Below are 24,734 nucleotides of genomic sequence, written 5' to 3' on the forward strand. Positions count from 1 at the left end.
CAACATATCGGGTGATCCGGCTTGCGCGGCGCGCCGGTACCCCGGAGGGTCGGACCCATGAAGGCCATCAGCTACGCCCGCTACGGCGGCCCCGACACGCTCGTGTACGGGGACGTCCCCGACCCCAGGGTCGGCCCCGACTCGGTGCTGGTGAAGGTCCGGGCGGCGGCCGTGAACCCCGTCGACTGGAAGTGCCGCGAGGGGCGCCTGGACCCGATCCTGGACGCCGTGTTCCCGGTGGTGCCCGGCTGGGACGTCTGCGGGGTCGTCGTCCAGCCCGGGGTGTCCGTCACGGAGTACGCGGTCGGTGACGAGGTCATCGGCTACGTCCGTGAGGACTTCCTGTCCCGCGGCACCTTCGCCGAGTACGTCGCCGCCCCCGTGCGCACCCTCGCCCGCAAGCCGCGCAACCTCACCTGGGAGGAGGCCGCGGGTCTGCCGCTGGCCGGGCTCACCGCCTACCAGGTGCTGACCCGGGCCCTGCAGGTGAAGCGGGGCGAGACCGTGCTCGTGCACGCGGCCGCGGGCGGCGTCGGCTCCATCGCCGTGCAGCTCGCGCGGCATCTGGGCGCCCGGGTGATCGGCACGGCGAGCGAGGCCCACCACGCCTTCGTGCGCTCGCTGGGCGGCGAGCCCGTGACCTACGGCGAGGGACTGTCCGAACGGGTGCGCGGGCTTGCCCCCGAGGGCGTGGACGCGGCCTTCGACACGGTCGGCGGCGACACCCTGAAGGTCTCCGCCAACCTGCTGGCCCCGGAAGGGCGCCTGGTGTCGATCGTCGACGGGGAGGTTCTCGGCTACGGCGGCCGGTACTACTGGGGGCGGCCCGACGCCGAGGACCTCACCCGGCTGGCGGAACTGGCCGAACAGGGCGTGGTGTCCGTGCACGTCAGCGAGACCTTCCCGCTGGAGCGCGCGGCCGACGCCCACCGGCTGAGCCAGGAGGGTCACACCCGGGGCAAGATCGTGGTCACGGTGGACTGGGACGCGGAAGACGCCGAGGCAGAAGACGCCGAGGCCGCGCCCTAGCGGCGGGCGGCGGGCAGGGGACGGGGTTCAGAGCACCAGCGCCACGGCGCACACCGCCATGGCCACCGCGCACAGCGCCGCCGCCGTGGCGTGCCGCGGGGTGAGGGCCGCCGGGCTCGACGTCGCGGCCAGGGCGTGGATCCTGCGGTGGGCGAGCAGCAGGAAGGCCAGCCACAGACCGCAGGCCAGCGCGCCGGCGAGGATCCCGGGCACCGACGCACCGTCGTGCAGCGCGGCCTTCAGCGCGAGCACGGCTGCCACGGTGCTCGCCAGCGTCGTCCGCCGCCAGGCGAGCCGGGTCCGCTCGGGTTGCAGGCCGGGGTCGCGCACCGGAGGCAGGACCTCGCCGCTCACCCCTCCCACCCCACCAGCACCACCACGACCATCGCCACGGCCACCACCGCGACCAGCACGCCCAGCAGCGCCGGGAAGCGGGAGGCGGGCAGGTCCTCGCCGCGGCGCATCGCCCGTTCGCAGCGCATCCAGTGGTTCACCGCGCGCAGGGAGCACAGCACGCCCGCCGCCAGCAGCGCGAGCGCCAGCCCGACCCGCCAGCCCCAGCGCAGGTCCGGCAGGAACTGGTCCACCGCGAAGCCCCCGCCGATCAGCGCGAGCGCGGTGCGCAGCCAGGCCAGGAACGTGCGCTCGTTCGCCAGCGAGAACCGGTAGTCGGGCGTGCTGCCCTCCTCCCGGATCTGCTCGGGCGCGAACCACAACCGGACGTTCTGTACGAACTCGATCACCCGCAGGACCCTACCCGTCGCCCTCCCGGCTCAGCGCGCCGCACGATGCTCCCGCAGCCGCCGGTACGCCGCGAGCCCGTCCGGCACCCACTCCCACCCGGACAGGCGCCGTTCGACCTCCTCCTCGGGCAGGAAGTCGTGCCAGGCCACCTCCTCCGCCTGCGGGTTCACCGGCAGTTCGCAGCGGACCTGGTAGACGGCCGACCACCAGCTTCCGGCGGCGCCGTCCTCGTAGAGGAACGTGAAGAGGAACTCCGGGCGGGGCAGGCCGCTCACGCCCAGCTCCTCCTCGGCCTCCCGCAGGGCGGCGTCGTCGTAGCTCTCGCCCGCGCCGACGACCCCGCCGACGAACATGTCGTACAGGGAGGGGAAGACCAGCTTCGTCGGGGTGCGGCGGTGCACGAAGATCCGGCCCTCGGCGTCCCTGGCCTGGATGAACACACAGCGGTGGCGCAGCCCCTCGGCGTACGCCTGCCCGCGCGGGGCCTGTCCGACGACGCGGTCGTGCTCGTCGACGATGTCGAGGATCTCGTCAGCAGCGCTCATGGACCCATCCAAGCAGCCGCCCCAGGGCCACGGGGGTCGGGCTACTGCGCCTGGAAGTCGGGCACCTGCTCGCGCGGCGCCGTGCCGCGCGGCATCGCCGGGTGCAGTCCGAGGAGCACGATGCCCGCGACGATCGCCGCCAGGCCCGCCGCCTCCCAGGCCAGCGCGCCGGTGTCGGTGTGCAGCCGGTCGCCGAGGAAACCGACCCCGCAGACGATCCCGGCGAGCGGCTGGGCCGCGGTCAGCGCGGGCAGCGACATCCGCAGGGGCGCCGTCTCGAAGGCGCTCTGCACCAGCACCAGCCCGGTCACGCCGAGGGCGAGCACCGCGTACGGCTGCCAGCCCGTCAGCAGCTCGGCGAGGCCGTCGGCGGAGAAACGCTGGCCGCTGACCCGCGTCAGGGCGTCCTGGACGCCGTACAGCAGGCCGGCCGCGAGGGACAGCAGCACCGGGCCCGCGCTCAGCCGGGAGCGCTTGGCGTACGTGGTCAGCAGCAGGGCCGTTCCGATCATCACGCCGATGATCAGCCAGTGCCGCAGCGGATCCGTGACGGCGTTGCCGCCGCGCGGTTCGCCCGCCACGATGAACGTGGTCACCCCGCCCGCGAGCAGGGCGAGGCCCGCCCAGCCCTGACGGCCCAGCGACTGCTTCGTCTGGTGGCGGGAGAGCGCGAGGGCGAAGAGCAGGTTCGTCGCGAGCAGCGGTTCCACCAGGGAGATCTCGCCCTGGCCGAGCGCGATCGCGCCCAGCACCATGCCGGCCACCATCAGGCCGATGCCGCCCAGCCAGCGCGGCACCTTCATGAGGTCGAGCAGCAGCCGCGGCGAGAGGAAGTCGCCGAGCGGCGCCTTCTGCGCGGCGTTCTGCTGGAGCACGAACCCGAAGCCCAGGCAGCAGGCGGCGCTCACGGCGAGTACCAGAACCAGAACCGACACGCTGCGTACCTCGATCATCCGGTCGGACCACGGACGGGGTGCGTAGGGGCCGACTGTAGCGTCCCGGCGCCCTCAGTGCCCCTGGGAGTGAGCAGAACTCTGCTCCGGGGGATCCGGAAGCCTGCTTCCGGGAGTACCCGGAACCGGGCGGTTGACTCGGCCGCGGGCACCCGGGGACAGGGCCGGGGGTGCGCGGCGGCCGTACGACCATGGTGTGCGCTTCGGCCGTGCCACGCCATGGCGTACGCCACACCGAGACCGTCGCCCCTCGGGCGCCGCGGGTTCCCCTCCGGGCCGCGAGCGGGTCCCACCTGGGGCGGCGAATCCTCAAGTTCCCTGAGCCCACCGGCAGTTGACACCTGTCAGGGATTTTCCGCGCTTGACGGTAAGCGCTGGCTACGGATTGGCTGTGGGTGATCGGCCGCTCGTGGGCCGATGCCAGAGCCGCCGCCGAGGAAACACGAGGAAGTTCCGCGGTGCCCTTACCGACCTCCGACCCGGCCCTCGACGACACCCGACTCGGCGCCGCCCGCGCCGCTTTGGCCCAGGGTCGCAGACAGCCCGCCCGCTCCCTGCTCGCCCGCACCGGCGACGACTGGGACCGCCGCGCCCATCGGGTCGTCGTCCTCGCCCTCGAACCGTATGCGGCCGCCTGGGCCCATGAGTGGCTGGTCGACGAACCCGAATGCGCCGACGCCGCCGTCCTGCTCGCCCTGGCCCGGGTCACCCGGGCGCTGCGCGGCAAGGAGGACGCAGCCGCTGCCCGGGCGGCCTGCCGACAGGCCGCCGCGCTCGCGCCCGCCGACCCCACCCCCTGGCTCGGCCTGCTCCGGCTGGAGCGCGACGCCGGGCCGCGGGCCGTCCGGATCTTCGAGGAGGTCCGCTCCCGGCACCGCGACCACCACCACGCCCACCATCTGATGGTCGCCCGGCTCGCCGAGCGGCGCGCGGACGGCGGCCCGGACCCGCTGCACGAGGTCTACGACTTCGCCGCCTGGGCCGCCGAGCAGGCCCCCGCCGACTCCCCGCTGGCCATCCTCCCGGTCGTCGCCCACGCCGAGCGCTACCGCGTCCTGGCCGCGCACGGCTTCGCGCCCGCCGACCCCGCCGCCTCCGGGCACTGGCGGGACGGCCGGGCCCGGGACGTGATGAAGGCCGCCTTCGACTGGTGGCTGGAGTGGGAGCACGACGGCCGGGAGCACGACGGCCACCCCCGCCATCTGATCGACCTGAACTTCCTCGCCCACGCCAAGGTCTGCGAGGGCAGTGGCGCCGAGGCCGCCGCCCTCTTCCGGCGCATCGGACGGCACGCCACCCCCGAGCCCTGGTCCTACCCGCACCGCGACCCGTACGCGGCCTTCCACGCGGCCCGCGCCGCCGCCGTCCGGGACATCTGAGAGCCCGGTAAGAAGAGATGACGGAATTCTGACGGCCACCCTGGATCCCTGGCCCCGCGGGGCCCCCGAGTGCTCGAATGGAAAGGTGAACCCCGAACCATCCGGACCGGCCGAGCCCGCCGTACCGCCCGAGCCGTCCGGAGCCCCCGAGCCGTCCGGAGCCCCCGAGACGTCCGGAGCCCCCGAGACGCCCCGCGAACGAGGCGCCCCCGTCGGCCGCCGCGTCTTCCTCGGCACCCTCGCCCTCGGCGCCGTGGGGGTCCTCGCCGCGCCCCCGCTCCAGCGCGGCCTGGAGGCCTTCCTCGGCAGCGCCGCCGACAAGGACCCCACCGGCCTCACCGGCCTGCTCCCCAACGGCGGCGGCTTCCGCTACTACTCGGTGACCTCCTCCGTCCCGCACAAGAACGCCACGAACTACCGGCTCACCGTCGACGGCCTGGTCGACCGCCCCACCGCCTACACCCTGGCCGACCTCAGGGCCCTGCCGCAGACCCGGATGGTCAAGGACGTCCAGTGCGTCACCGGCTGGCGGGTCCCCGGCACCCCCTTCGAGGGCGTCCGGCTCTCCACCCTCCTCGACGCGGCCGGTGTGCAGGCCGACGCCGGCGCAATCCGCTTCAGCTGCTTCGACGGCGCCTACACCGAGAGCCTCACCCTGGCCCAGGCCCGCCGCGCCGACGTCCTCGTCGCGCTGCGCATGCAGGACAAGGACCTCGGCCACGACCACGGCGGCCCCGTCCGCCTCTACGTCGCACCCATGTACTTCTACAAGTCCGCCAAATGGCTCTCCGGCATCACCGTCACCGAGAAGGTGAAGCCCGGCTACTGGGAGAACCGCGGCTACGACGTCGACGCCTGGGTCGGCCGGTCGAACGGACGGGACGATGAGCCTACGAACTGAGGCGCCGCCCGCCGCCCCGACCGTCCGCCGCTTCACCCGCGCCGAGCGGTGGGTGCACCGCACCACGGCCCTGCTGATGGGCGTGTGCGTGGTGACGGCCGCGTTCCTGTACATTCCCCAGTTCGCCCAGCTCGTGGGCCGCCGCGAGCTGGTGGTCCGCGTCCACGAGTGGGCGGGCCTCGCCCTGCCCGTGCCCGTCCTGGCGGGCCTCGCCTCCCGCGCCTTCCGCGCCGACCTCGGACACCTCAACCGTTTCGGCCCGCACGACCGCCGCTGGCTGAGCGCGGCCCTGCGCGGGGACAAACGGCGGGAGTCGCGTCCCGCGGCCAAGTTCAACGCCGGGCAGAAGATCTACGCGGGCTGGATCGCCGGGGCGACCCTCGTGATGCTCGGCACGGGCCTGCTCATGTGGTTCACCCATCTCACCCCGATCATGTGGCGCACCAGCGCGACCTTCGTCCACGACTGGCTGGCCCTGACCATCGGCGTCGTCCTGGGCGGTCACATCGGCATGGCCCTGGGCGACCCGGAGGCCCGCCGCGGCATGCGCACAGGCTCGGTGAGCCGCACCTGGGCCGAACGGGAACACCGCCTGTGGCGCCCGTAGGGAAAGCCGTGGCCGGCGGCGACCGCCCCGTCGGCTGCCCGTTTCGCCGCGGTGAGGGCGCCCACGTCCAGGCCGTGGCCGGCGGCCGAGTCGATCAGGTGTGCGAGCGTCGTCGTCGCCGAGGCGATGGCGGAGCGCCCGCCGGGGAACCGGCCGGCCTCCAGCCGGTCCGCCCGGCGCGGGATCGTCTCGGCCGGCTGACCGCTCATCATCACGGCGACGGTCGACGACCTGACCGCCGCCCGTGACCTCCTCGACTCCCTCGTGGGTCGGCCCCGCACGCGGGGTGACCCTCAGCCGCCGAAGTCCAGCAGCACCTTGCAGGAGCGGCCCCGGTCGGCGGCCAGCGCGAACGCCGACTCCGCCTGCCGTACCGGTACGACCGCGCTGACCAGCCCGTCGAAGGCGGGCTCCGCCGCCAGCAGGGCCAGGGCGTCGTCGAACTCGGTGTCGAAGCGGAACGCCCCGCGCAGCTCGATCTCCCGGCTGACCACCAGGTTCCCCGCGAACGGGCTCTGTCCCGGCGGGAGCATGCCGAGCTGCACCACGACCCCGCCGCGCCGCACCAGCCGCAGACAGGTGTCGAGCCCGGCGGCCACCCCGGACGCCTCGACGGCCACATCTGCCTCCGACGGCCACCCGGGATCCCCTGGATCGTCGGCCCGTACGACGGTGTCGGCGCCGGCGGTCCGCGCATACCCGAGGGCGGCGGGCAGCAGGTCGGTCACGGTCACCCGGGCCGCGCCGGCCGCCTTCGCCGCCGCGACCACCAGACAGCCGATGGGGCCGGCGCCGGTGACCAGGACGTGCCGGCCGGCCACCGGCCCGGCCCGCCGCACCGCGTGCAGCGCCACCGACAGGGGCTCGGCGAGCGCGGCCCGCCGCGGATCCAGACCCGGCGGCAGGGACCGCACCTGTTCGGCGGGGACGACGATCTCCGCCGCGAACCCGCCCTGGACGTGCGGCGTCCGGGCCGCACTGCCGAGATAGCGGGTGTCGCGGCAGACGTTGCGCCGCCCGTCCGCACACTCCGGGCACACCCCGCACGGAGTGGCGGGGTGCACGGCGACGGCCGTACCGGGAGGGGGACCTGACGGACCCTCAGAGGTGAGGACCGTGCCCACCACCTCGTGCCCCAGCACCATCGGCTCCTCCAGCCGGAAGTCGCCGACCCCGCCGTGCCGCCAGTAGTGCAGGTCGGAGCCGCAGACCCCGCCGTAGCGGACGGCGACGAGCACCTCGCCCGGGCCGGGTGCCGGTGACGCCAACTCCTCGACGCGCAGGTCGCCCTGACCGTGGATCACACAACCCAGCATCCGTCTCACGCCCCTTCAGAGCACACTCGTCATACCGCCGTCCACGTACAGCACCTGCCCGCTGACGAAGTCCGCCGCGGGGGAGACGAGGAACAGCACGCCGCCCACCAGGTCCTCGGTGCGGCCCCACCGTCCGGCCGGGGTGCGACGCCGCACCCACGCGCTGAACTCCTCGTCCTGGACGAGAGGCCGGGTCAGCTCCGTCTCGATGTAGCCGGGGCCGAGACCGTTGACCTGGACGCCGTGCGGCCCCCAGTCGGCGCACATGCCCTTGGTGAGCATCTTCAGCGCGCCCTTGGTCGCCGCGTAGGGCGCGATGCCGGGGCGGGCCACCTCGCTCTGGAGCGAGCAGATGTTGACGATCTTGCCGTGGCCGCGTTCCGTCATCCGGCGGGCCGCTTCCCGGCCGACCAGGAACGCGCTGGTGAGGTTGGTGTTCAGGATCCGGTGCCAGTCGGAGTCGGTGAACTCCAGGAGCGGGGCGCGCAGTTGCATGCCCGCGTTGTTGACCAGGATGTCGAGCGGGCCGACCCGGTCCTCGACGTCCGCGATCCCGGCGGCCACCGACGGGCCGTCGGTGACGTCGAAGGCGGCCACGTGGACCCGGTCGCCGGGCAGCTCCGCGGCGGCCCGCTCCAGGCGTTCGGCGTCGCGTCCGTTGAGGACCACCGTGCAGCCGGCCTCCGCCAGGCCCCGGGCCAGCGCGAGGCCGATGCCCCGGCTGGAGCCGGTGACCAGGGCGGTCCGGCCGCTGATGTCGAACAGCGGGTGACTCATCCCCGCCCCCCTAGACGACGAGGGAGAGGAGCAGGACCAGGCCGCCCGCGACCACGGAGATGATGGTCTCCATGACCGACCAGGTCTTGATGTTCTGGCCGACGCTGAGCCCGAAGTACTCCTTCACCAGCCAGAACCCGGCGTCGTTGACATGGCTGAAGAAGAGCGAGCCGGCGCCGATGGCCAGGACGAGCAGGGCCGCGTGCGTCGTCGACATGTCGGCGGCGAGCGGAGCGACCAGGCCGGCCGCGGAGATCGTCGCCACCGTCGCCGAGCCGGTCGCCAGCCGGATCGCCACCGCGATCAGCCAGGCCAGCAGCAGGGCCGGGATCGACCAGTCCTTGGAGATGTCCAGGACCATCTGGCCCACACCCGAGTCGATCAGCGTCTGCTTGAAGCCGCCGCCCGCACCGACGATCAGCAGAATGCCCGCTATCGGCGCGAGGCCCTTCTCGACGAGCTGCGAGATCCGCTCCTTGCTGAAGCCCGCGGGCCGGCCCAGCGTGAAGATGCCGACGAGGACGGCGGCCAGCAGCGCGATCAGCGGCGAGCCGACGACGTCGAAGACGCGCTGCACGGTGTCCTCTTTGTCGTCCACGACGATGTCGACCAGCGCCTTGGACAGCATCAGCACGACCGGCAGAAGGATCGTGGCGAGCGTCGCGCCGAAACCGGGCCGCTTCTGGAGCTCCTCCGACGGGCGCTGCGGGAGCATGCGCTCGGGGGCGGGGACGTCCACCCAGCGGGCGGCGACCCGGGAGAACAGCGGACCGGCGATGACGACCGTCGGGACGGCGACGAGCACGCCGAGCGCCAGGGTGACGCCCAGGTTGGCGCCGACCGCGTCGATCGCGACCAGCGGGCCGGGGTGCGGCGGGACGAGGCCGTGCATCACCGACAGACCGGCCAGCGCCGGGATGCCGATCCGCATCAGCGAGTAGTTGCCGCGCTTGGCGACCATCAGCACGACCGGGATCAGCAGCACCACGCCGACCTCGAAGAACAGCGGCAGACCGATCACCGAGGCGATCAGCACCATCGCCCACGGCATGGAGCGCCCGCCGGCCTTGGCGAGGATGGTGTCGACGATCTGGTCGGCGCCGCCGGAGTCCGCGAGCAGCTTGCCGAGGATCGCGCCCAGCGCGATCAGCACGCCCACGCCGGCGACCGTGGAGCCGAGCCCGGTGGTGAAGGAGACGATGGCCTTGTCGAGCGGCGCCCCGGCGAACGCGCCCAGCGCGAGCGAGCCGATGGTCAGCGCCAGGAAGGCGTGAAGCTTGAACTTGGTGATGAGCAGGACGATCACGGCTATGCCCGCCAGGACGGCGATGCCCAGCTGCGCGTGGCCGGCCGAGGTGATGGGCTCGGCGGTGTCCGCTGCCAGCATCTCGACGCTGAGTCTGGTCACGGGGGTTCCCTTGCAGGTACGGGGATGGGGGAGGGGTGTTGCCTGGGTGGTGCGGGGTGGTACGGGGGTGATGCGGGGGGTGGTTACCGGGGCCGGGCGTCGGGCAGCTCGGCGAGCGCCCTCGCGGCCCGGTCGGTGATCTCCTCGGGCGTGCCGCGGACGTCGACCGCGACGCCGGCCTCGTCCGCCTGGAGGGGCTGGAGCGTGGCGAACTGCGAATCCAGCAGTGCGGTCGGCATGAAGTGACCCTGACGGTGCGCCATGCGGTCCTCGATCAGCGGGCGGTCGCCCGCCAGGTGCACGAAGACGACCCCGGGGGCGGCGGCCCTGAGCCGGTCGCGGTACGACCGCTTCAGCGCCGAGCAGCTGACCACCCCACCGAGCCCCGCCCGCCCGTCCGCCCAGGCGCCGATGGCGTCGAGCCACGGCCACCGGTCGTCGTCGTCGAGCGGGGTGCCGGCCGACATCTTGGCGATGTTGGCCGGCGGGTGGAAGTCGTCGCCCTCGGCATACGGGACGCCGAGCCGGGCGGCGAGCAGGGGACCGATGGTGGTCTTGCCCGTGCCGGCGACGCCCATCACCACGACGACGTGGGGGGTACGCATCTGTTGCCTCGCTGTCTTCCTCGACACCTGACGTCGTTGGACGCCGACGACACTGAAGCCGATTAGGTACGACGAATTCAAGAGGCTGTGACGAATAAGTCTGACTTTATGGCTCCGTGATCTACCCCGTACTCTGAGTGCATGACCACTCCGGGCCGGGGTCTGCACGGCCAAGTACTCGACGCCCTGGGTCCCGCGATCACCGCGGGCGAATACCCGCCGGGCAGCGTCCTGCGCACCGACGAGCTGGCCCAGCGCTTCGACGTCTCCCGCTCGGTGATGCGCGAGGCGGTCCGCGTCCTGGAGTCCATGCACCTGGTCGAGTCCCGCCGCCGGGTGGGCGTGACGGTGCGGCCGAAGGCCGAGTGGAACGTCTACGACCCGCAGGTCATCCGCTGGCGCCTGGCCGGCGCCGACCGCCCGCACCAGCTGCGCTCGCTCACCGTCCTGCGCTCGGCGATCGAGCCGGTCGCGGCGGGGCTGGCGGCGAAGCACGCCACGGCGGAGCAGTGCGCCGAGCTGACGGAATGCGCGCTCGGCATGGTGGCGAACTCACGCGGCCACAGGCTGGAGGGCTACCTGGTCCACGACATGGCCTTCCACCGGGTGATCCTGGCCGCCTCCGGCAACGAGATGTTCGCCCGCCTGGGCGACGTCGTCGCGGAGGTCCTGGCCGGCCGCACCCACCACGAGGTCATGTTCGAGGACCCCGACCCGGCCGCCGTCACCCTTCACGTCCAGGTCGCGGAGGCGGTTCGCGAGGGCGACGCGGCCCGCGCGGAGCACCTCACCCGCGAGATCACGGTCGGCGCCCTCCAGGAACTGGACATCCTGGCACCGTGACACCGCCGTGACGGGGCGCTGTCCGGGCTGTTCGGGCGGAGCTGTTCGGGCCGACCGGCCTGTTCGGGCCGACCGGCCTGTTCGAGCTATTCGGGGAACTCCCCGTCCACGTACACCCATGCCCCGGCCACCCGCTCGAACCGGCTGCGCTCGTGCAGCGCACCGCCCCGGTAGGACGCCCGGAACTCCACCGTCCCGGTGGTGTGGAACGCGCTCCCGTCGGCCGTGGCGAGGATCTCCAGCCCCGTCCACCGCATCCCCGGATCGAGTTCGAGCCGCTCCGGCCGCGTCCGGGGATGCCAGGTCCGCAGCAGATACCCCGCGTCCCCCTTCACGAACGCGCTGTACCGCGACCGCATGAGGGCCTCGGCGGTCGGCGCGGCTTCGGCGCCCGAGTGGTAGCGGCGGCAGCAGGCCTCGTACGGCCCGTCCAGGCCACAGGGGCAGGCGGTGGGTGCGGCGGAGGCCCGCTGTCGCGGCCGGGCGGTGCGTCGGGACATGGTCGCCATTGTGCCGGTCGAGGCACCCCCCGGACCGGGCGGGGGACGGCGGGGCCTGCCGGACCTCGGCCAGGGGCGGGCGTAGTGCCGGGTGATGATCTCCATGTTGTGGCCGTGGCCGTCCGGATCGTCGAAGTACGCGCCGCGACCGCCGAACAGGCGGTTGATCGGCATGCATGGCCCATGGCCCACCCGGCAGTCTTCCCAGCCTGCTCTAGGCCGACTCCGCGCCCCGCGGCGCCGACGGGACCGGCAGCGGCGGCAGCGGCGCCCCGTACACCCACGCGTCGAACACGTCGTCCAGCGGCTCCGGTGCGAAGCGTGCCGCATGGGCGGTGAACGTCGAGGTCGTCACCGATCCGCCGCGGTGCAGGCCGAGCCAGGCGCGCAGCATCCGGAAGAACGCGTCGTCGCCCATCGCGCAGCGCAGCGCGTGCACGGTGAGGCCGCCGCGCTCGTAGAGCCGGTCGTCGAACATCGACTTGCGGCCGGGGTCGGCCAGGCGCAGATCCTGCGGCAGCGAGGACAGCAACCGGTGGGCGGCGGCGGCGAGTTGCTGCGCGCTGCGCCCGCCCGACCGCTCCGACCACAGCCACTCCGCGTACTTCGCGAACCCCTCGTTCAGCCAGATGTGCCGCCAGTCGGCGATGGACACGCTGTTGCCGAACCACTGGTGTGCCAGCTCGTGCGCCACCAGCCGCTCCGAACCCCGCGCCCCGTCCACGTGGTTGGCGCCGAACAGCGACAACCCCTGTGCCTCGACGGGGACATCGAGCTCCTCCTCCGTCACCACCACCGCGTACTCGTCGAACGGGTAGGGCCCGAAGAGCTGTTGGAAGAGATGCATCATCCCGGGCTGGCGCGCGAAGTCCCGCGAGAACTCCGCCAGCAGGTGCGCCGGAATGTGCCCGTGCTGCGGGACGCCGCCGAGACCCGGATCGCCCAGCAGCACCGTCTGGTACTTGCCGATCGACAGCCCGACGAGATAGCTCGACGTCGGCGCCGCCTGCTCGTACACCCAGGTGGTCGTCGAGGCCTTCGTGGTCCGCGTCAGCAGCCGGCCGCCCGCCACCACCGAGTAAGACGACGGCGTCGTGATGGAGATCAGATACGACGCCTTGTCCGCCGGCCGGTCGTTGCACGGGTACCAGGACGGCGCCCCGACGGGCTGGCTCGCCACCAGTGCCCCGTCGCCCAGCTCCTCCCAGCCGATCCCGCCCCAGGGGCTGCTCACCGGCTTCGGGTTGCCCGACCAGTGCACCTCCACGGTGAAGGCCGCCCCGGCGCGGATCGGCTTGGCGGGACGCACGCGCAGTCTGCCGCCCCGATGCGTGTAGTGCGGCTGCCGCCCGTCCACCCGGACCCGGCCGATCTTGAAGTCGGCCAGATTCAGCTGGAATTCGGCGAGCGGCGACCGCCCGGCTATCGCGTTGATCCGCGCCGTGCCCGACAGCCGGTTCGGCCCGGGCCGGTAGTCCAGCGCGAGCTCGTAGCGGTGCACCCGATACCGGGAGTCACCGTTGCCCGGAAAGTACGGGTCCGGACCTACCGCCTGCTGAACTGCCACTTCCCCGTCCGCTCCCTGACCTGTGCTCGAACCACCCCGTGCCGGCGCACCGCCCGCCGACTCCGGGTGGCCCGCCCTCAGGGACGCCATGCCTCGATCGGATTGCCGAGCCAGCGGGTGTCGTCCGGGACGGACTCCGCGGCCATGACGAGCGACGCGGGACCCAGGGTCGTACGGGCCCCGATCGTGCTGCCGGGCAGCACGATCCCGCCCGGGCCCAGCGTGGCGCCCTCACGGAGAACAACAGTATCCGTCCGCAAGATCCGGTCGTGGAAGAGGTGAGTCTGCAGGACGGACCCCCGGTTGACCGTCGCCCCGTCCTCCAGGGTCACCAGATCCGACTCGGGCAGCCAGTAGCTCTCCACCCATGTGCCCCGGCCGATCCGCGCCCCGAGCCCGCGCAGCCACGCCGTCAGCACCGGCGTGCCCGGCACGGCGCCCGCCAGCCACGGCACGGCCACCACCTCGACGAACGTGTCCGCCAGCTCGTTGCGCCACACGAAGGAGCTCCACAGCGGATGCTCCCCGCTGCGGTGCCGCCCGACGAGCAGCCACTTGGCGACGACCGAGAGCAGCGCGCCCGCCGCCCCCGCCCCGAGCAGCACGAACCCGGCCAGCAGCGGCGCCCAGGCGCCCAGCGCGCACAGCGCCGCCACCGTCAGCACGGCCAGCCCCGCCGAGCAGAACACCGGCACGATCCGGCACAGCTCCACCAGCGCGCGCGCCCACAGCAGCCGCGCGGGCGGCTCGTAGGTCCGGCTCTGGTCGCCGTCGGTCGTGTTCCGCGGCAGCTTCACCGGCGGCAGCCCCAGGTAGGAGCTGCCCTTCTTCGCCTTCTTCGGCGTCGCCGACAGCACCCCCACCAGACCGCCGTCCGGCACACTGCGCCCCGGCGCGGTCATCCCCGAGTTGCCGAGGAACGCCCGCCGCCCGATCTCCGCGTGCCCGATCCGCATCCAGCCGCCGCCGAGCTCGTACGGCGCGGTCAGCGTGTCGTCGGCCAGGAACGCGCCCTCGCCGACCGTGGTCAGGCTGGGCAGCGCCAGCACGGTCGACACCTCGGCGCCCTTGCCGATCCGCATCCCGAGCAGCCGCAGCCACACCGGCGTGACCAGCCCGGCGTACAGCGGGAAGAGGGTCTCCCGCGAGCGGTCCATGAGCTGCGTGACCGTCCAGGCCTGCCAGCCGACCCTGCTGTGCGTGGGATGCGTGCCCTCGCGCAGCCCGAGGCTCAGCAGCCGTACGGCGATCAGCAGCATCACCGAGTACGCCAGCCCGAAGGCGAGCGTGGCCGGCACCAGGGCGAGAGCGGCGCCCCGCAGCGCCTCGCCGAGCCCGTCGCCCGGCGCCACGAACACGCCCGTCACCAGCAGGGCCGCACCGGCCGCCAGCACCGGCAGCGAGGTCAGCGCGAAACCCGTCAGGCCGTACATCACCCGCCAGTACGTGCCCCGCGCGGGCCGCTCCTTGGGCCAGTTGCGCTTGGCCCTGCCGAGCTTCACGGCCGGGGCGCCCGCCCAGCGCTGGCCGGTCGGGACCTGACCGGTGACCGCCGAGCCGGGGGCCACCTCGGCGCGCTTGCCGACACGGGCGCCCGGGAACAGCATGCTGCGCGTGCCGACCACGGCGTGCGCACCCACCTTGACCTGGCCGATCTCCAGCCGGTCACCGTCCAGCCAGTGGCCGGACAGGTCCACCTCGGACTCCACGGCCGCCCCTCGGCCCAGCTTCAGCAGGCCGGTGACCGGCGGCAGCGAGTGCAGGTCCACGTCCGGCCCGACCTTGGCGCCCAGCGCCCGCGCGTACCGCTCCAGCCAGGAGCCGGTCAGCGAGGTCGCCCCGCTGAACTCGGCCAGCCGCTCCGCCGTCCACAGCCGCAGATGCACACTGCCGCCGCGCGGGTAGCGGCCCGGCTGCACACCGCGCAGCAGCAGCCGCGCACCGCCCGCGGCGATCGCGAGCCGTCCGGGCGGGCTGTACAGCAGCAGGGCGCCCGACAGGACCAGCCACCACGGGGCGGTCGGCAGCCAGCCGTACGCGGGCAGCAGGTTCCCGACGACCGTCAGCGGCACCGTCCAGCGCAGGCCCAGCAGCGTGAACAGCGGAACGAGCACCAGGAGCTGCAGGACCTTGGCGCGCAGCGGCACCGGGGCGATGACCCGGGCCGCCCCGTCCTCCTGCGCGGACTCCTCCAGATGCCGGGCCAGCTTGCGCAGCGTGGGCTGCTGGTAGATGTCGAGGACGGCCGCGCTCGGGTAGCGGGTGCGCAGCCGCGTCGTCAGCTGGGCGGCGGCCAGACTGCTGCCGCCGATCGCGAAGAAGTCGGCCCGGGCGCTGGACACGGGGATGCCGAGGACTTCCGTCCACTGCTCCGCCAGCCACGCCTCGGTGCCGTAGAGCTGCTCGGCCGGACCGCCCGTCTCCAGGTCCTCCAGGGGCCACGGCAGGGCGTTGCGGTCGACCTTGCCCGAGGTGCGGGTCGGCAGGTCCTGCACGGGCGCGAGGAGCGGCACCAGGGCCGCCGGCAGCTCGGCCCGCAGCCGCTCCACGGCCGCCGCCTGGTCCCAGCCGTCCTGCGTGACGACATAGCCGACGAGGAGCTGGTTGCCGCTGCGCGCGGTCCGTACGGCGGCAGCGGCGCCCGCGACGCCCGGCAGCGCCTGGAGCGCCGCGTCGACCTCGCCCAGCTCGATGCGCCGGCCGCCGAGCTTGATCTGCTCGTCGGCCCGCCCGAGGAAGACGAGCCCCTCGGCGTCGGCGCGCACCAGGTCACCGCTGCGGTACGCCCGCTCCCAGCCCAGCGACTGGAGCGGGGCGTACTTCTCCGCGTCCTTCTCGGCGTCGAGATACCGGGCGAGCCCGACCCCGCCGATCACCAGCTGACCGCTGGCGCCCATCGGCACGGGCTCCCCGGCCTCGTCCACGACGGCCAGTTCCCAGCCCTTCAGCGGCAGCCCGATCCGGATCGGCTCCTCGCCGGACATCAGGGAGGCACAGGCGACGACGGTCGCCTCGGTCGGCCCGTACGTGTTCCAGACCTCTCGCCCCTCCGTCACCAGCCGCTGCACCAGCTCGGGCGGGCAGGCCTCGCCGCCGAAGATCAGCAGCCGTACGTCGTTGAGGGTCTCCGGCTCCCAGAGCGCGGCCAGCGTCGGCACGGTGGAGACGACGGTGATCTCCTGCTCGACCAGCCAGGGCCCCAGGTCGGCGCCGCTGCGGACCTGCGAGCGGGGCACGGGCACCAGACAGGCCCCGTACCGCCAGGCCAGCCACATCTCCTCGCAGGAGGCGTCGAAGGCCACCGACAGCCCTGCCATGACCCGGTCGCCGGGGCCGATCGGCTCCTCGGTGAGGAACAGCGCGGCCTCGGCGTCCACGAAGGCGGCGGCGCTGCGGTGACTGACGGCGACGCCCTTCGGCTTTCCCGTGGAGCCGGAGGTGAAGATGATCCACGCGTCGTGCTCGGTGCCCGGCCGGCCGGCGGCCGCGTCCGACGCGCCGTGGACGGCGATCGCGTGCTCCGCCCCGATGACGGCCCGCACGTCCGCCTCGCCGAACACCAGCTCGGCCCGCTCGTCGGGGTCCTCGGCGTCCACCGGGACGTAGGCCGCGCCGACGGCGAGGACGGCCAGGATGGCCACATAGAGGTCGTTGGTGCCCGAGGGGACACGGACGCCCACCCGGTCGCCGAGGCCGACGCCGGCGGCGGCGAGCCGGCGCCGGAGGTTCTCCACCTCGACGGCGAGGGCGCGGTAGGTGAGGGGCGTGGTGCCGTCGTCCAGGGCGAGCTCGTCCGGGTACGAGCGCACGGACGCGTCGAAGATGTCGACAAGCGTGCGCGGAGAGGCGGCGGGGCCGCCCGAGAAACGTGCCCTGTCACCGAGTTGTGCGCGGATTTCGTCGTCGAGCAGGCCGAGAGCACTGCCCTCGTGAATCGCTGCCATCGGGTCCTCGCGTCTCGTTCCCGGAAGCCTCCGGGGCGCCGGCGGGCCCGCAGGTCTGCCTGGGGTTGTCCGGTCCAGCTCCGTAACAAGCCGGAAATTTTAGTACGACGCTAGTGTCACCGGTTTGCTCCGGCCACTCGAGGAGCCCGTTCGGGGATCGGGAAAGATCGGCAACAACGCTCTGACCTGCGCGATCCATGCGACGGCGAGACTTGCCCCACATGGGCGGGAGGGTGCCCGTTTCGGCCGGAGATCACCGGTTTGGCCGACAGTCGGACACACGGTTCGGCGCGCTGCTTGACGCTCCGTCATCGACAGTGCGTGCGCCCGCTCTTCCGGGGGCGTGAAGTGGTGCGGACGGGGACGGTCCGTGCGCCTGGGGCGCGCGCTCTCCTGAATGCTCCCGCGCGAGCATCGCATTGTGTGAACGGCCGCATCCAGCCGCTCCGGATTCCGGAATGCTGATGCCCATTCACGCAGGACGGGGGGATGCGGGTGGCGGGCGGGGCTGTCTACCAGTTCTTGACGGGCGCGGACGTACGGGGCCGGGACCCGGAGGCTCTCTCCGACGGCGCGAAACCGCCCATGCGCCGAGGGGCGTGCGGCGCGGGTGCTGACGGCGCGTCGGCCAGAACCCGCGACGGAGCGTCCGCGTGAGCGCGGAGGGCCATGGCGGGGCGGCGCAGGCGGGCCCGGTGCACGCGGGCGCCCTGCACGCGGACCCCGCGCAGGTCCCGCGGCGACAGCCGGCCGAACGGGACCGACTCGGGCCGCCCGGCGCAGCGCGGTACGCCGACCGTGACCGGGCCGACGAGCGTGCCGACGGCGAGAGCGCGCGCGGTGACCGTGACGGCAGCCGCGACGATGACGGCAGCGCACATGACGGCCGGGACCCCGGGCGGGACGGACGAGGCGACCGGGCCGGCGGGCGTGCCGGGCGCGAGGGGCAGGGGAGCCGTGATGCCGGGCGCGGTGACCGGGGGGAGGGGGCCGGGGGCGCCGAGGACAGGGACGAGGCCGCCGAGCGGGCGCGGGCCGAGTGGGAGGAGAGGCAGCGGCGGGAGGGGGAGCGCTTCAGGGAGGCCATGCGGGACCCCGTCGCGGCCGACGGCGCAGCGGGTGGGGCCGGTGGCGCCCGGGCCGCCAACCGGTCCCGCTCCGAAGGACGCGCCCGGTTCACCGTCCGGGGCAACGGCAGTGTGTTCGACCGCTCCCGGTTCGGCCACGCCCACTTCGGCGACGTCCATGTGGGCGCGGGCGACAGGGGCTCCGCCGTCCTCGGCGAGGTGCCGGAGGAGGAACTCGCACGGCTCAGCAGCACCTTTCGCGCCCCCGAGGGCTACCGGGTCCTGACGGAGGCGCTGCGTGAGCACAGGGTGCTCGTCGTCGTGGGGGCGCCCGGCACCGGCCGCCGGACCACCGCACTGTGCCTGCTGGAGCAGCTGACCGGCGCCGTCCGCAAGGCCGGCCGACCCACCGCCGGAACCAGGCTCACCGTCCCCACCGCCCCGGACGGCGACACGCGGCCGGAAGAGGGCGACGAGGGCGAGGGGGACGCCGTCCCGGACGGGGACGCCCTCCCCGGCAAAGACACGGACACCGATCTCACCCCCGGCCAGGTGACCCGCCTGGACGTCTCCTCGCTCGGCCACATCCTCCGCGACCCCGCCACCGTCGCCCGACGCGTGGCGCCCGGCGGCGGCTTCGTCCTGCACCTGCCCGACGCGCCCGGCGACTGGACCCCGCCGAGCGAGGCGCACCTGGACGCCCTCGCCGCGGCCCTGGCCCGGCGGGACGCGTACGCGGTCCTGGTCGCCTCCCCGTCCACCCCGGCCGGCCCCCTGCTGACCGGCCGGCACGCCCTGCGCTGCCCCTCGGTGCCCGCACCGGAGCTGCTGTCCTGGCATCTGACGCGACGCCTCGCCGACGCCCCGGGGAAGAAGAGGAACGAACAGGGGAAAGAGGGGAAAGAGGGGAAAGAGGCGGACCCGGAGACGCTGGACAGGGGAGAGCGGATCCTGCGCCATCCCCTCCTGCGCCAGGCGCTGGGCATCCCGCTCGACCGCCTCCGTCCCGCCGAGACCGACGCGCTGGCGGCGCTCGTCGTACGGCACCTGCGCGGCGAGCTCACCAGGGCCGAACTCCTGGACCGTTGCGGCGACATGGCGCGCGCCCAGGTCCAGGCCTGGTTCGCCGACGCCCGCCACCGCCCGACCGCGACGGACCGCGCCGACGAGGCGGCCCGCGCCCTGCTGCGGCAGGCCGCCTTCCGGGTGGCCCTGGCGGTCCTGGACGGCGAGGCGTTCAGCGCGGTCGCCGACGCCGCCGACCTGCTGGCCCGAGAACTGCTGACCGCCCGGACCCCCGGTCAGGAACCCGGACGCCTGGTCTTCGCCGAGGACTGGGACGGCCTTCTCGCCGCCGCCCGCGCCGAGTTCGGCGAGAGCGAGGACGAGAGCCTCGCCGGAGTGCCGCTGCCGGTGCGCACCGTCCGCTACCAGGGGGAGGCCTTCGCCGGCGCGGTGCTCGCCGAGGTGTGGCAGAGCCACCACGCGGCCCGCGCGCCGATCGTCCGCTGGCTGCGCGCCCTCGCCGACGACCCCCGGCCCCAGGTCTGGGTCCGCGCCGCCCTCGCGGCCGGCGAACTGAGCACCGCCGACCCCGGATACGGCTTCGTCGAGCTCGTCTCCCCGCTCGCCTGCGCGCGCTCCGCCCGCAGGCGGTACGCCGCCGCCACCGCTCTCGACCAGGCCGGACGCCGCGAGCCGTACCGGACGGCGGTCCGGTCCGTCGTGGAGGAGTGGGCGCACGCGGACGAGGCCGGTCTGCGCTGGACGGCCGCCCTGGCCCTCGGCCACGGCAGGATCGAGCCCGACACCCGTACCGCGGTGGAACTGCTCGGCCGCCTCGGCGTCAGGGACGAGGGCCGGCACCTCCAGGTCGCCTCCTACGCCCTGGCCCGGCTGGCCGCGGGCAGCAGGGCCGCCGAGACGCTGACGCTGCTGGGCGAATGGGCCGTCGAGGCGGCCGGAGACCGCCGCGAGCTGTCCCTCCTGACCGGGGTACGGCTGTGCATCGCGCCCTGCGACGACTACTGGGAGCCCGAGGGGGCCGGCCCGGATCTCGATCCGCAGGGCGATCGGCGCGACGGAGACGCCGGTGGCGTCGGCGGCAGCGACGACGTGGCCGACGGCGTCGCTGCCGACCCGGACGGTGAGCCCGGTGACGGGGGAACGGCACCGGTCGAACCGTCCGGGCCGCCCCGCAAACCCCGCCGGCCGGGCCGGGTGGGCATGGGCCCGTCGACGGGCAGGGCCGCCGGCATCCGGATCCCCGGGCTGTGGCGGACGGTCCCGGGCCGCCCGGCCGTGCCGCGTGCCGACGTCGCGGCCGTGGACGCGGAGCTGGGCCGGCTGCGGGACTGGCCCCTGGCGCTCGCGATCGCCGTCACGGTGCCGGAGGCGGCCGGTCCGCTGGCCGCACTGCTCTGGCGGGTCTTCGACAGCCATCTGTCCGGGGAGCGCGCCCTGGACGGACTGTCGTCCTGGCTGCGCGCGGCGGAGCAGGACGCGGCGTCGGCGGCGGGCGGCGAACTGCTGCGTGCGCTCGTGTGGTTCCTCCCGCTCCTCGTCCGCGAGGAGCGGGACTGGCAACGGCTCACCTGGGTCCTGGAGGCGCTGGCCGCCGAACCGGGAGAGCCGATGGACGCACGCTTCGTCGGCCATGTGCTCGACGCGGTGGGGGCAGGCCTGCGTGGCCGAGGAGGGGAGCAGCCGTGACCGACAACGGGCAGCCGGGGACCGACGGTCTGCCGGACATCATCGCCGGGCCCTATCTGCGCGCACGGGTGTTGCAGGGGAGCGGCAGGTTCCAGCAGACGAGCGCCGAGATCGCCTCGGTCGTCTACTACGACGGCGGCGGGTGCAGCCTGATGACCTCGCAGGGCACGCGGATACTCGCGCCCCGGCGCTACTGGGCGCGGCCCGTCAGCGTCTGTGAGATAGCCCGCGGGCGGCACACCACGGTCTTCACCGTCGACCTGCCGGCGGCCGACGGGGCCACATTCTTCCGCACGAAGGTGACGCTGCGCTGGGAGGTGACGGACTACCAGCGCGTCGCGGAGGTGCGTCTGGCCAGCGTCGAGCGCGACCTGGGACCGGAGATCGTCTCCCGGCTGCGGCAGGTCTCCGGCCGGTTCGCGGTGGAGGACGCGCAGCGGGCCAACCAGGCCATCCTGGCGGAGACCGAGGCCGAACGCTGGGCCGGCCTCGGGGCCGATGTGGGCCTGCGCACCCAGCTGTTCGTCGAGGTGGACACCGACGACATGCGCAAGAGCCAGGTCGCCGAGGCCCGCAGACAGGCCGCGCAGCACCAGGCGGTGACCGAACGCCTGGCGGACTTCTATCAGGTGACGACCAGTTCGGCGGAGGGCCGCCTCGCCTACCTGATGGCCATGGGCAACAGGGAGGAGGTGGCCGACGTCATCGCCATGATGCGCGAGGACGAGGCCCAAGGGCGCCGCGAGACGCAGGAGTTCTTCCTCCGCATGCTCGACCAGGGCCGGATCACCAGCCCCGAGCTGGAGGGGTTCCTGCGCACCAGGGTCCTCGCCTCGCTGACCCCGGGCGGCCACCCGCCCCCGGCCGTGCCCGGCCCCTTCGTGCCGCCGCCGAGGGAACTCACGGCGCCGCCGCCGGCACCGCGCGCCCGCCCGGAGCCCCAGGACACCCCGCCGTGGCCGGACCCCGACCGCGAGGCGGACCACCGGCCCGCCCCTGACGGCGGGACCCGGCGCAGGCGGCGCGACGACGACTACTGGAACACGACGCCGGGGTCGCCCGGAGCGCCTGGAGCGCCTGGATCGCCGGGTCCGCAGGGGTGAACAACCCGTCCGCGACGCTCTGCGGACGGGGGTCGGGGCCGGGGCCGAGGTACGGCGGGACACAGTCGAAAGGCGAAGTGGGGAACGTGGGGAACCTGTCCAGCGGTGATGTCCGATATCTGAGCAAATGTTCGAAAGGTTTTCGTGCGCGTCCCGAGCGTCCTGCGCGCAGTCCTGCGCATCCGGCCACGCCCGCAGCGCGCACGCGACGTCATGCACGCCGCTCCGCCCGCGCCGCGGCCGCGCTGCTCGCCGCGGTGCTGCTGATCGGCGCAGGCGTCCCGGCATCCGGCGCGCCCGGGGCCGCCGGGGACGCGTCGGACGCGATCAACCTGGCCGTCGCGGTCGACGAGTCCAGCAGCCTGAGCGCCGACGACGTGGACCGCGAGCGGGACGCCGCACAGCGCATCGCGCTCGCCGAGATATCCCCGCGCTCGCGGCTGACGGTGCTCGGCTTCGCCAGCGCCGACAACGACGAGCAGCAGGCCGTCGACGAGGTGTGCCCGCCCACGGCCCTCAACGCGGTGGCCCGCGAGAAGATCGGCGACTGCGTCGGAAAGCTCGACCGGCGCGGCAAGGGCGGGGGCACCGGCACCGACTTCCCGGCCGCGATCCGGCAGGGCATCGCCCGTCTCTCCGAGGAGTCGGTCGCCGGCCCGCGGATCCTCTTCCTGCTCACCGACGGCGTCCTGGACGTCTCGGACAGCCCCGCCTACGGCGCGGACGCCGCCAGCCGCAAGGCCAACGGCAGCCGGGAACTGCGGGCGGCTCTCGCCGAGGCCCGAGCGGCCAAGGTGCAGATCTGGCCGCTCGGCTTCGGCTCGCCCGACCCGGACGCGCTGCGCGCCATGGCCGCCGGCGGCTACCAGGGCGCCTGCGTCGACCTGGCGCAGGCCAGGCCCGCGTCCCAGGTCGTCAAGGACTCCACGGCGCTGGGCGAGGCGGTCCAGAAGGCGTTCGCGAGCGCCCGCTGCATGATCTACGAGGCCACCGCCCAGGACACCCCGCCCGCCACCATCAAGCTGCGGATCTCGCCGCTGGCGACGCTGGCCACCATCGTGGTCTCCAAGGGCGACCCGGCGGTCAGGGTGCGCATCCGAGCCCCCGGCGGCCAGGAGATCGACGGCACCCGCGACGACGGCGTGTCGTCCTACGAGCTCACCGGCGCCGAGCAGGAGGTGGAGTCGCTGCGCATGGTCGCCCCGCGCCCCGGCACCTGGACGGTCGACCTGAGCGCGCCCGAGGGACACCGCGACCGGCTCGCCAGCGTGGGCGTGCAGTGGCGCGGCGCGCTGCGCTCGTCGATCGTGATGACGCCCGCGACCCCGCACCCCGGCGAGCAGGCCACCGTCGGCCTCCAGCTCCAGACCTGGAACGGCGAGCCGGTCGCCGACCCGGCCGACCTCGACGTACTGAAGGTCTCGGCCACGCTCGACGGCGCCGGCTTCACCCCCCGGCCCGTCCGGCTCGCCGACGACGGGCGCGGCGAGGACGAGCACGCGGGCGACGGCCGGTTCACCGGCACCGTCACGATCCCGCGGACGGCGACCGACCGCCTCAAGGTGACCGGGGTCCTCACCGCCATCGGGCTCACCGCCGACCACCGGCCCTTCGTGACCGGCGTGGCCCCGGAGAACGCGCAGGTGCAGGCCCATGTCGGCGTCTTCGACGGCACCGTGCACGCGGGCGAGAGCGTGCCGGTGACCCTGAAGGCGTCCGACGACTCCACCAGCGCGCGGATCCTGCACCTCATCCTGGAGGACGGCTCGCGGGGCGACCTCACCGTGACCCCCGCCCGGGTGCGCCTCGACCCGGGGCAGACCCGGACCGTGCGGGCCGAGGTGCGTGTCGGATCCGGCGTACGCCCCGGCCCGGTCTCGGCCAAGATCGTGGTGTACGACACCGGGCAGCCCGCGCGGGTGCTGGACGCCCGGCTGCTGACCCTGCGCGTGACACCGATGCCGGGCTGGCCGGAACAGCACTGGAAACTGCTGCTGACCCTGGGCCTGCTGCTGGTCGCCGCGACCGCCTGGACCGGCTGGCGACTGCTGGAGCGCAAGCGCGTCCACAACGTGCGCGGACTGGTCCTCACCCTGCTCGTCCCGGACGAGGACGGCCAGGGCGAACGGCCCGTCAGCACCATCCAGGTGCGCACGGACGGCCCCGAGTACCGCTTCGGCGTGGTCGCGGGCGGCGGTACCGACCCCCGGCTGGTGCCGGACCGGCAGGGCCGCTTCGCCGTCCGCCGGGACGCCCAGCGCATGGCACGGCTGCGGACCCCCGAGACCACCGGGACCGCGATCGCGTACGGCAAGACGGCGCCGCTCACCGGCGAACTGCGGCTGAAGGTCGACTCGACCCGCAGCCGTGTCCGGCGCCCCTCGGCCGGCCTGGGCCTGCGCCTGCCGTTCCCCCGGCCCGCCCGTTTTGAACCCGCCGGCCGGCCCGCCCGCCCGGCCCGTTCCGCACGCACGGCCCCCGTGCCGCGCCGGGACGCGCACGGACAGACCCCCGCACGCGCCGTCCACGACGACACCCCCCGGGTGCCCGCCGCCGGAGCCGACGCCTACGACCCCGATCTGTGACCGGACGGCGGATCACCCGCTCTTGAGGCCCTTGAGGCCCTTGAGGCTTTTCGGGCCTTGGGGTCCTCGGGAGCCCTGGCAGCCCCGCCTTTCCGCGCACACCACACCACCGGCCCCGCCCAGGCGGCCGGGCCACACAGACACGCTGC

The 24,734-nt window shown here is 74.1% G+C and carries 20 protein-coding genes; 8 read left to right on the plus strand and 12 right to left on the minus strand.

All coding sequences use genetic code 11. The features are described from left to right. Nucleotides 1-57: 57 nt before the first annotated feature. A complete protein-coding gene (locus ACZ5SK_RS15700) occupies nt 58-1,029 on the plus strand; it encodes an NADP-dependent oxidoreductase (RefSeq protein ID WP_468416789.1) in 972 nt (323 codons plus the stop codon). A gap of 27 nt (nt 1,030-1,056) precedes the next feature. Here the strand turns inward: ACZ5SK_RS15700 and ACZ5SK_RS15705 are convergent, their stop codons facing one another. The 4 genes from ACZ5SK_RS15705 to ACZ5SK_RS15720 are packed head-to-tail and all read right to left on the minus strand — an operon-like array spanning nt 1,057 to nt 3,253. Beyond that, nucleotides 1,057-1,383 carry a DUF202 domain-containing protein gene (locus ACZ5SK_RS15705; RefSeq protein WP_334583407.1) on the minus strand — a complete coding sequence of 109 codons (327 nt, stop codon included), beginning with the start codon at nt 1,381-1,383 and terminating at the stop codon, nt 1,057-1,059. Beyond that, nucleotides 1,380-1,772, minus strand: coding sequence for a YidH family protein (locus tag ACZ5SK_RS15710; protein WP_319670274.1), 393 nt, complete (start codon nt 1,770-1,772; stop codon nt 1,380-1,382). The genes ACZ5SK_RS15705 and ACZ5SK_RS15710 overlap by 4 nt, the downstream gene beginning before the upstream one ends. 30 nt (nt 1,773-1,802) lie before the next feature. Next, the gene (locus tag ACZ5SK_RS15715; RefSeq protein WP_334583406.1) at nt 1,803-2,318 is read right to left on the minus strand and encodes an NUDIX hydrolase; all 516 of its coding nucleotides are present in this window, start codon (nt 2,316-2,318) and stop codon (nt 1,803-1,805) included. A 41-nt stretch (nt 2,319-2,359) separates the two neighbouring features. Continuing rightward, the gene (locus tag ACZ5SK_RS15720) at nt 2,360-3,253 is read right to left on the minus strand and encodes a DMT family transporter (RefSeq protein ID WP_334583405.1); all 894 of its coding nucleotides are present in this window, start codon (nt 3,251-3,253) and stop codon (nt 2,360-2,362) included. 476 nt (nt 3,254-3,729) lie between these two features. On the opposite strand from ACZ5SK_RS15720, the gene ACZ5SK_RS15725 reads away from it, so the two are divergent. The 3 genes from ACZ5SK_RS15725 (at nt 3,730) to ACZ5SK_RS15735 (ending at nt 6,158) form a co-directional block, all read left to right on the plus strand. Further along, the gene (locus tag ACZ5SK_RS15725; RefSeq protein WP_468576138.1) at nt 3,730-4,650 is read left to right on the plus strand and encodes a hypothetical protein; all 921 of its coding nucleotides are present in this window, start codon (nt 3,730-3,732) and stop codon (nt 4,648-4,650) included. 85 nt (nt 4,651-4,735) lie between these two features. Beyond that, a complete protein-coding gene (locus tag ACZ5SK_RS15730; protein ID WP_361701754.1) occupies nt 4,736-5,551 on the plus strand; it encodes a molybdopterin-dependent oxidoreductase in 816 nt (271 codons plus the stop codon). After that, nucleotides 5,535-6,158, plus strand: a complete 624-nt coding sequence (locus tag ACZ5SK_RS15735; RefSeq protein ID WP_334583402.1) for a cytochrome b/b6 domain-containing protein — start codon at nt 5,535-5,537, stop codon at nt 6,156-6,158. Before ACZ5SK_RS15730 ends, ACZ5SK_RS15735 begins: the two co-directional genes overlap by 17 nt. On the opposite strand, the gene ACZ5SK_RS15740 is transcribed toward ACZ5SK_RS15735, so the two are convergent. From ACZ5SK_RS15740 to ACZ5SK_RS15760, 5 genes are all read right to left on the minus strand, one after another. Next, a complete protein-coding gene (locus ACZ5SK_RS15740; protein WP_468576139.1) occupies nt 6,053-6,370 on the minus strand; it encodes an imine reductase family protein in 318 nt (105 codons plus the stop codon). The two genes, ACZ5SK_RS15735 and ACZ5SK_RS15740, sit on opposite strands and share 106 nt — an antisense overlap. Nucleotides 6,371-6,451: 81 nt before the next feature. Further along, nucleotides 6,452-7,474: an L-idonate 5-dehydrogenase gene (locus tag ACZ5SK_RS15745; RefSeq protein ID WP_334583401.1), complete on the minus strand. Its 1,023-nt coding sequence runs from the start codon at nt 7,472-7,474 to the stop codon at nt 6,452-6,454. Between the two features lie 15 nt (nt 7,475-7,489). Beyond that, nucleotides 7,490-8,251, minus strand: a complete 762-nt coding sequence (locus ACZ5SK_RS15750; RefSeq protein ID WP_334583400.1) for a glucose 1-dehydrogenase — start codon at nt 8,249-8,251, stop codon at nt 7,490-7,492. A 10-nt stretch (nt 8,252-8,261) separates the two neighbouring features. Next, entirely contained in the window at nt 8,262-9,659 is a 1,398-nt protein-coding gene (locus ACZ5SK_RS15755; protein ID WP_334583399.1) for a GntP family permease, read from the minus strand. Nucleotides 9,660-9,742: 83 nt separating this feature from the next. Next, nucleotides 9,743-10,264, minus strand: a complete 522-nt coding sequence (locus ACZ5SK_RS15760) for a gluconokinase (protein WP_334583398.1) — start codon at nt 10,262-10,264, stop codon at nt 9,743-9,745. A 141-nt stretch (nt 10,265-10,405) separates the two neighbouring features. Between ACZ5SK_RS15760 and ACZ5SK_RS15765 the strand changes: the two genes are divergently transcribed. Next, nucleotides 10,406-11,107, plus strand: coding sequence for a FadR/GntR family transcriptional regulator (locus ACZ5SK_RS15765; protein WP_334583397.1), 702 nt, complete (start codon nt 10,406-10,408; stop codon nt 11,105-11,107). Nucleotides 11,108-11,193: 86 nt separating this feature from the next. Here the strand turns inward: ACZ5SK_RS15765 and ACZ5SK_RS15770 are convergent, their stop codons facing one another. The 3 genes from ACZ5SK_RS15770 to ACZ5SK_RS15780 form a co-directional block, all read right to left on the minus strand. Next, entirely contained in the window at nt 11,194-11,616 is a 423-nt protein-coding gene (locus tag ACZ5SK_RS15770) for a YchJ family protein (protein WP_443041389.1), read from the minus strand. Between the two features lie 205 nt (nt 11,617-11,821). Beyond that, nucleotides 11,822-13,174, minus strand: coding sequence for a M1 family metallopeptidase (locus tag ACZ5SK_RS15775; RefSeq protein WP_334583395.1), 1,353 nt, complete (start codon nt 13,172-13,174; stop codon nt 11,822-11,824). Between the two features lie 77 nt (nt 13,175-13,251). Then, nucleotides 13,252-17,118, minus strand: coding sequence for a Pls/PosA family non-ribosomal peptide synthetase (locus tag ACZ5SK_RS15780; protein ID WP_468576141.1), 3,867 nt, complete (start codon nt 17,116-17,118; stop codon nt 13,252-13,254). A 653-nt stretch (nt 17,119-17,771) separates the two neighbouring features. Between ACZ5SK_RS15780 and ACZ5SK_RS15785 the strand changes: the two genes are divergently transcribed. The 3 genes from ACZ5SK_RS15785 to ACZ5SK_RS15795 all read left to right on the plus strand — a co-directional run bounded on the left by ACZ5SK_RS15785 (nt 17,772) and on the right by ACZ5SK_RS15795 (nt 24,585). Next, nucleotides 17,772-20,897, plus strand: coding sequence for a hypothetical protein (locus tag ACZ5SK_RS15785; protein WP_468576142.1), 3,126 nt, complete (start codon nt 17,772-17,774; stop codon nt 20,895-20,897). Then, nucleotides 20,894-22,000 carry a hypothetical protein gene (locus ACZ5SK_RS15790; RefSeq protein WP_334583392.1) on the plus strand — a complete coding sequence of 369 codons (1,107 nt, stop codon included), beginning with the start codon at nt 20,894-20,896 and terminating at the stop codon, nt 21,998-22,000. The genes ACZ5SK_RS15785 and ACZ5SK_RS15790 overlap by 4 nt, the downstream gene beginning before the upstream one ends. 257 nt (nt 22,001-22,257) lie before the next feature. Continuing rightward, entirely contained in the window at nt 22,258-24,585 is a 2,328-nt protein-coding gene (locus ACZ5SK_RS15795; RefSeq protein ID WP_334583391.1) for a vWA domain-containing protein, read from the plus strand. The last annotated feature ends 149 nt before the right edge of the window (nt 24,586-24,734 follow it).

This window comes from Streptomyces sp. NPDC031474, assembly GCF_055581185.1.

What these genes read in the sequence shown, in the direction of transcription:
- ACZ5SK_RS15780 (WP_468576141.1), bottom strand. Translation starts at nt 17,118, where the DNA reads ATGGCAGCGATTCACGAGGGCAGTGCTCTCGGCCTGCTCGACGACGAA.
- ACZ5SK_RS15740 (WP_468576139.1), bottom strand. Translation starts at nt 6,370, where the DNA reads ATGATGAGCGGTCAGCCGGCCGAGACGATCCCGCGCCGGGCGGACCGG.
- ACZ5SK_RS15770 (WP_443041389.1), bottom strand. Translation starts at nt 11,616, where the DNA reads ATGGCGACCATGTCCCGACGCACCGCCCGGCCGCGACAGCGGGCCTCC.
- ACZ5SK_RS15700 (WP_468416789.1), top strand. Translation starts at nt 58, where the DNA reads ATGAAGGCCATCAGCTACGCCCGCTACGGCGGCCCCGACACGCTCGTG.
- ACZ5SK_RS15735 (WP_334583402.1), top strand. Translation starts at nt 5,535, where the DNA reads ATGAGCCTACGAACTGAGGCGCCGCCCGCCGCCCCGACCGTCCGCCGC.
- ACZ5SK_RS15715 (WP_334583406.1), bottom strand. Translation starts at nt 2,318, where the DNA reads ATGAGCGCTGCTGACGAGATCCTCGACATCGTCGACGAGCACGACCGC.
- ACZ5SK_RS15750 (WP_334583400.1), bottom strand. Translation starts at nt 8,251, where the DNA reads ATGAGTCACCCGCTGTTCGACATCAGCGGCCGGACCGCCCTGGTCACC.
- ACZ5SK_RS15765 (WP_334583397.1), top strand. Translation starts at nt 10,406, where the DNA reads ATGACCACTCCGGGCCGGGGTCTGCACGGCCAAGTACTCGACGCCCTG.
- ACZ5SK_RS15745 (WP_334583401.1), bottom strand. Translation starts at nt 7,474, where the DNA reads ATGCTGGGTTGTGTGATCCACGGTCAGGGCGACCTGCGCGTCGAGGAG.
- ACZ5SK_RS15760 (WP_334583398.1), bottom strand. Translation starts at nt 10,264, where the DNA reads ATGCGTACCCCCCACGTCGTCGTGGTGATGGGCGTCGCCGGCACGGGC.